This is a genomic window from Rhizobacter sp. P1_G5 (assembly GCF_056405435.1).
On sequence record NZ_JBFUCB010000475.1, the window covers coordinates 1 to 4,853 of the forward strand.

Annotated in this window: 5 protein-coding genes; 1 reads left to right on the forward strand and 4 read right to left on the reverse strand. The window is 71.5% G+C overall.

What is annotated here, in order from left to right; all coding sequences use genetic code 11:
• Positions 1 to 341 (forward strand): MarR family winged helix-turn-helix transcriptional regulator (locus tag AC1D12_RS24875; protein WP_477843537.1); only part of this gene is annotated, 341 nt, incomplete at its 5' end.
• Positions 342 to 344: 3 nt separating this feature from the next.
• On the opposite strand, the gene AC1D12_RS24880 is transcribed toward AC1D12_RS24875, so the two are convergent.
• From AC1D12_RS24880 to AC1D12_RS24895, 4 genes are all read right to left on the reverse strand, one after another.
• The gene (locus AC1D12_RS24880; RefSeq protein ID WP_477843539.1) at positions 345 to 845 is read right to left on the reverse strand and encodes a GFA family protein; all 501 of its coding nucleotides are present in this window, start codon (positions 843 to 845) and stop codon (positions 345 to 347) included.
• Complete coding sequence (locus AC1D12_RS24885; protein ID WP_477843541.1) at positions 842 to 1,627, reverse strand: SDR family NAD(P)-dependent oxidoreductase; 786 nt, start codon at positions 1,625 to 1,627, stop codon at positions 842 to 844. The genes AC1D12_RS24880 and AC1D12_RS24885 overlap by 4 nt, the downstream gene beginning before the upstream one ends.
• Positions 1,628 to 1,651: 24 nt before the next feature.
• Positions 1,652 to 3,259, reverse strand: a complete 1,608-nt coding sequence (locus AC1D12_RS24890; RefSeq protein WP_477843543.1) for a hypothetical protein — start codon at positions 3,257 to 3,259, stop codon at positions 1,652 to 1,654.
• A 14-nt stretch (positions 3,260 to 3,273) separates the two neighbouring features.
• A partial coding sequence (locus AC1D12_RS24895) for an Hsp70 family protein (RefSeq protein WP_477843545.1) occupies positions 3,274 to 4,853 on the reverse strand: 1,580 nt, incomplete at its 5' end.

Consider the following 4,853-nt stretch of genomic DNA (forward strand, 5'->3'; position numbering starts at 1 on the left):
ACTCGGGGCTGAAGACGACGCAGTACTCGCTGCTGTCCCAGGTGGTCTCACTCGGGCCGGTGAAGCCCGGCGTGCTGGCGTCTCACATGGAGATGGATGCGTCGACGCTGACGCGCAACCTGCAGCCGCTGGTGGCGCAGGGTTGGGTCACGGTCGGGCCGGGCGAGGATGGGCGCAGCCGCGTCGTCGAGGCCACTGCGGCCGGCCGCGTCAAGCGCGACGAGGCGCGACGCGAGTGGAAGCGGGCGCAGGTGACGTTCAACGAGCGCCTGGGCGACGAGCGCGTGATCCGGCTGCACGCGCTGATCGAGGAATGCCTCGCGGTGATGAACGAAGAGTGACCGTCAGGACGGCCGGTCCCGCGTGACGTCGACACCGGGAACCACATCCGTCCCGTAGGCCTTCTTCCAGCGCTCCGTCAGCGCTGCATGCTCATCCAGCCGCGTCCCCGGCAGCCCGTCGTCGACCTCCCAGTTCGCCACCTTCGACTCGATCGCGAAGTGATCCTTCGGCGTGATCGCCGACGGGTCGTCCAGGCTGCCGACCGAGAGGTCCATGTGCTGCGAGCCCTCGTACGCGAAGCTCAGCGGCGTGCCGCAGTTCCCGCAGAAGCCGCGCAGCGCGAACTTCGACGACGCGTAGGTCTTCGGCGGCTCGGTCAGCCACTCGACCTGGTCGCGGCGCAGGTTCAGGAACGGCACGCGCGTGTTGCCGAAGGCCAGCTGGCACATGCGGCAGTGGCAGTAGTAGCCCTCGCGCTTGTCGGGCGACGCGCGGTAGCGGATGCGGCCGCACAGGCAGCCGCCTTCGAGCGGCGCGTTCGCCGTGCCTGCCGCCGCGCTCATGTCGCCACCGTGTAGTTCAGCGTGAGCCGCCCGCCGTCCACGTAGACGATCTCTCCGGTCATGTAGCTCGCCGCGCTGCTCAGCAGGAAGGCGGCCACGTCGGCGATCTCGCCCGGCTCGCCGAGCCGCTTCATCGGCGTGCGGCTCATGATGCGGGCACGCGCTTCTTCGCTGCCCAGCACCGCGTTCTTCGCGAGCTCGGTCGCGATGGTGCCGGGCGCCACCGCGTTGACGCGGATGCCGCGATCGGCCAGCGAGAGCGCCATCACGCGCGTCAGCTGGTTGATGCCGCCCTTGCTCGCGTTGTAGCTCGCGATGCTCGGGATCGCCATCACGCTGTTGACCGAACTCATGTTGACGATCGCGCCGCCGCCGGTCTTCACCATCTCGCGCGCGACCGCCTGGCCGACCAGGAACGAGCCCTTCAGGTTGATGTCGATCACCGCGTCCCAGTCGGCCTCGGTGATCTCGAGGAAATCGGCGGCCTTGAAGATGCCGGCGTTGTTGACCAGCCCGTCGACGCGGCCGAAGGCGGCCAGCGTGCCGGCGACCGCGGCGTCGACCTCGGCCTTCTTCGACACGTCGCAGTGCAGGTAGAGGGCGCGCTGGCCTTCGGCCGCGAGGCTGGCCGCGAGCGCCGCGCCGCGCGTATCGTCGACATCCCACAGCGCCACCGCCGCGCCGTCGCGCGAGAGGCGCTGCGCGCAGGCGGCGCCGATGCCTTGCGAGGCGCCGGTGATCACGATGACCTGCCCGTGCAGGTTGAACTGGACCGGTTTCATGGAGGCTCCCGAAAACGGTCGAGTTTAGGCCGGCTGCCCCCTGCCTGCCAGCGCGCGCGGCGCGAGCCGGCGCGCCAGTCCGACCGACCGTCCCTGCACGAAGAGCAGCGCCGAGACCGCTCCCACCGCGAGCGGCATCGCGTACCACACCGGTACCGCCCGCCCCATCATCTGCGGCGTCAGGGCCAGCAGCAGGGCGGTCAGCACCAGCCGGTGCCCGGCGTGCTCGGCGATCGATGCGGCCACGGTCGGCAGGCCGGCGGTGAAGGTCAGGAGCGCCTGCAGCGGATTCAGTCGGTCGCCGGCGTCCTGGTGCGACGGCAACCACACCTGTTGTTGCAGGAACAGTTGCATGCCGCCGAGCACCCAGGCCAGCACCAGCAGCATGACCGGCGCGTCGTTGATCCGGAACGCCAGCACGAAGTAGGCGGCAAGGCCCGCGGACACCAGCGCCTGCTCCATCATCAGCGGCAGCGCCATCCCGACGCCCGCCAGCAGCAGGCCGACGCCAGCGAGCAGGGCGCCGGGCAACTCGAAGCGGCTTGCCGCTTCGAGGCAGGCCGCCGCGGCCAGCAGCGAGGCCACGCCGACCCATGGCCACCAGCGGTGCAGGCGGTGCCATCGCAAGCGGGCGGCCCACGCATCGGGCAGCAGCTTGTGGCGGCGCACGCCGTACACCAGGCCGAAGCCGATCAGCGGCAGCACCGGCCCCGCCAGTCCGGCCGCCACCACGAAGCCGGTGCCCCACAGCGCGCCTTCCAGGTCGCGCGCCAGCACGCAGCCGAGACCGAACACCACCAGGGCCGCGGCGGCCATGCGCAGCCACCGCCCCTGCTTCAGCAACGATGCGAGGCGCGCCAGCAGCGCCCGATCGAAGCCCAGTCGCGCGAGCAGCGCCGGGCCGGCGGCGTGAATCTGCCGTTCCAGCGGCACGCCGAGCAGCGTGGCCAGCCCCAACGCCCACCACCGGCGGCCACGCGCCAGCAGGGCCTGCAGGGTCACGAGGTCGGCATGCAGCCGCAGCGTGTGCTCGTCGGTCACCGGCCGGTGCAGGCCGTCCAGCGCCATCTGCAACGCATGGGTGCGCTCCCAGCCGATCTGCCGATCGACGCGGAAGTCGTCCAGCCAGCGGAAATGTTCCTGCAGCATCGCCTGCATGCTGGCGGGCAGCAGCGGGGTGCGCAGCACCAGGTCGGCAAAGCGTGCCGAGGCTTCGGCCTCCTGGCCCAGTGGCAGGTCGTTCAGGTGCCGGCGCAGCATCGGCACCAGCGCATCGAGCGCGGCCGGGCCGAGCGGCAGGGTTCGGGCGACGAGTTCGCACAGCGCTTCGGGTGACAGGTGCTCCTTGGCCGCCGTCTGGGGAGTTGCCTCCGCGGGCGCCACGGCGACTTCCGCGGCAACCGGTGCGACGGGCGCCGACTCGGGCGCGGCTGTCGTCACCTGCGCTTCGGCCCGCACCGCCTGCTGATGTCGCGCCCACGCGACCATCCGGTCGTAGGCCTCGCGCAGCGCCTGGTAGGCGAGCGCATCGTCGTCGGGCCGCGTCACCTTCAGCCGCGCGGCGTAGCTGCGCTTGATCAGCGCGAGCTCGTCGGTGGGCTCCGCCAGCCCCAGCACCTGCCAATCCTCCATCGTGGCCTCGCCGGTCAGAAGCGGAAGCCGCCGTCGATGCTGTCCAGCGCCTGCCGGAATTGCTGGCGCGCGGTGCGCACCGTGCGCGCGTCCTGCGTGTCCAGCGCCGCCTCGAACTGCGCCATCCAGGCCTGCAACGCGCTGCGCTGCTCGCCCAGCCGGTCTTCGTACAGGCGCTTCGCACGCTCCAGCAGGTAGCGGTTCTCGTCCTCGTCGCGCGGGTGGCGCTTCAGCTGCTTCAACCGTTCGAGTGCCGAGGCAATCGCTGCGGCGTCCATCTGCGTCGAGGTGTTGTGGATCAGCGTGTTGGTGATGCGGCCGCTGGCGGTCTCGCGTGCGTCGACGTCGAGCAGGCCGTTCGCGTCGTAGGTGAAGCGCACCTCCAGCGTCGCCGTGCCGGCCGGGCGGGGCGGCACGTCGACATCGAGCACGCCCAGCGCGAGGTTCTCGGAACCGACCGGCGATTCGCCCTGGCGGATGTCGATGCGGATGCTCTTCTGGTTGTCGACCACCGTCGAGTAGATGCCCGTGCGCGACACCGGCACCGGCGTGTTGCGCTCGATGATCGGCGAGAAGCGGTCGGCCACCAGCGCGTCGCCGACCTGCTGCGACGCGACGATGCCCAGCGAGTACGGCATCACGTCGGTCAGCACCACCTCTGACAGCGCCGCGTCGCGCGCCTTCAGCCCGGCCTGCACCGCCGCGCCTTGCGCGATCGCGAGGTCGGGGTCGATGGTGCGCAGCGGCAGGCGCTGGAACAGCCGCGTCGTCAGCTGGCGGATCATCGGCATGCGCGTCGCGCCGCCGACCAGCACCACCTCGTCGAGCCCGGCAGCGTCGATCTTCGCGTCGTACAGCGCGCGCTCGATCGGGCGGCGCAGGCGCTGCAGCAGCTCGGCGCTCGCGGATTCGAAATCCGCCCGCGTGATCGCGCACTCGATGCGCCGGCCCTGGTGCACCAGCGACATCACGGTGCTGTCGGCATCGCTCAGGTTGCGCTTGGCCTGCTCGGCGGCACGCCACCAGGCGCCGCCCTGCATCAGCGCCTCGCGCTCGGCGGGCTTCAGGCCGTCGCAGCGCTCGATGAACAGGCGGCCCAGCGCCTGCACGAAATCCTCGCCGCCGAGCCGCGTGTCGCCGGCGCTCGCGCGCACCTCGACGACGCCGTCGAAATACTCCAGCACCGAGACGTCGAAGGTGCCGCCGCCCAGGTCGAAGATCAGGAAGCTGCTGTGGTCGGTGCGCTCCTGCAGGCCGTAGGCCAGGCCGGCGGCGGTCGGCTCGTTGAGCAGCCGCTCCACCGTCAGCCCGGCCAGTTCGCCGGCGGTGCGGGTGGCACGCCGCTGCGCCTCGTTGAAGTACGCCGGCACGGTGATCACGGCCTCGGTCACCGGCGCGCCGAGCAGCGCCTCGGCATCGGCCTTCAGCGATTGCAGCACCAGCGCCGACAGTTCCTCGGGCCGGAAGTCGCGCGTGCCGAGCCGCAGCTTGCGGTCGCTGCCCATCCAGCGCTTGAAGCCCTGCGCGGTGCGGTCGGGGTGGGTGCTGACGCGCTCGCGGGCCGCCAGGCCGACCAGCGTGCGGCCCTCGTCGT

Bases quoted from the DNA above. Each gene is read 5' to 3' on its own strand.
- AC1D12_RS24880 (WP_477843539.1), bottom strand. From the start codon at position 845: ATGAGCGCGGCGGCAGGCACGGCGAACGCGCCGCTCGAAGGCGGCTGC.
- AC1D12_RS24885 (WP_477843541.1), bottom strand. From the start codon at position 1,627: ATGAAACCGGTCCAGTTCAACCTGCACGGGCAGGTCATCGTGATCACC.
- AC1D12_RS24890 (WP_477843543.1), bottom strand. From the start codon at position 3,259: ATGGAGGATTGGCAGGTGCTGGGGCTGGCGGAGCCCACCGACGAGCTC.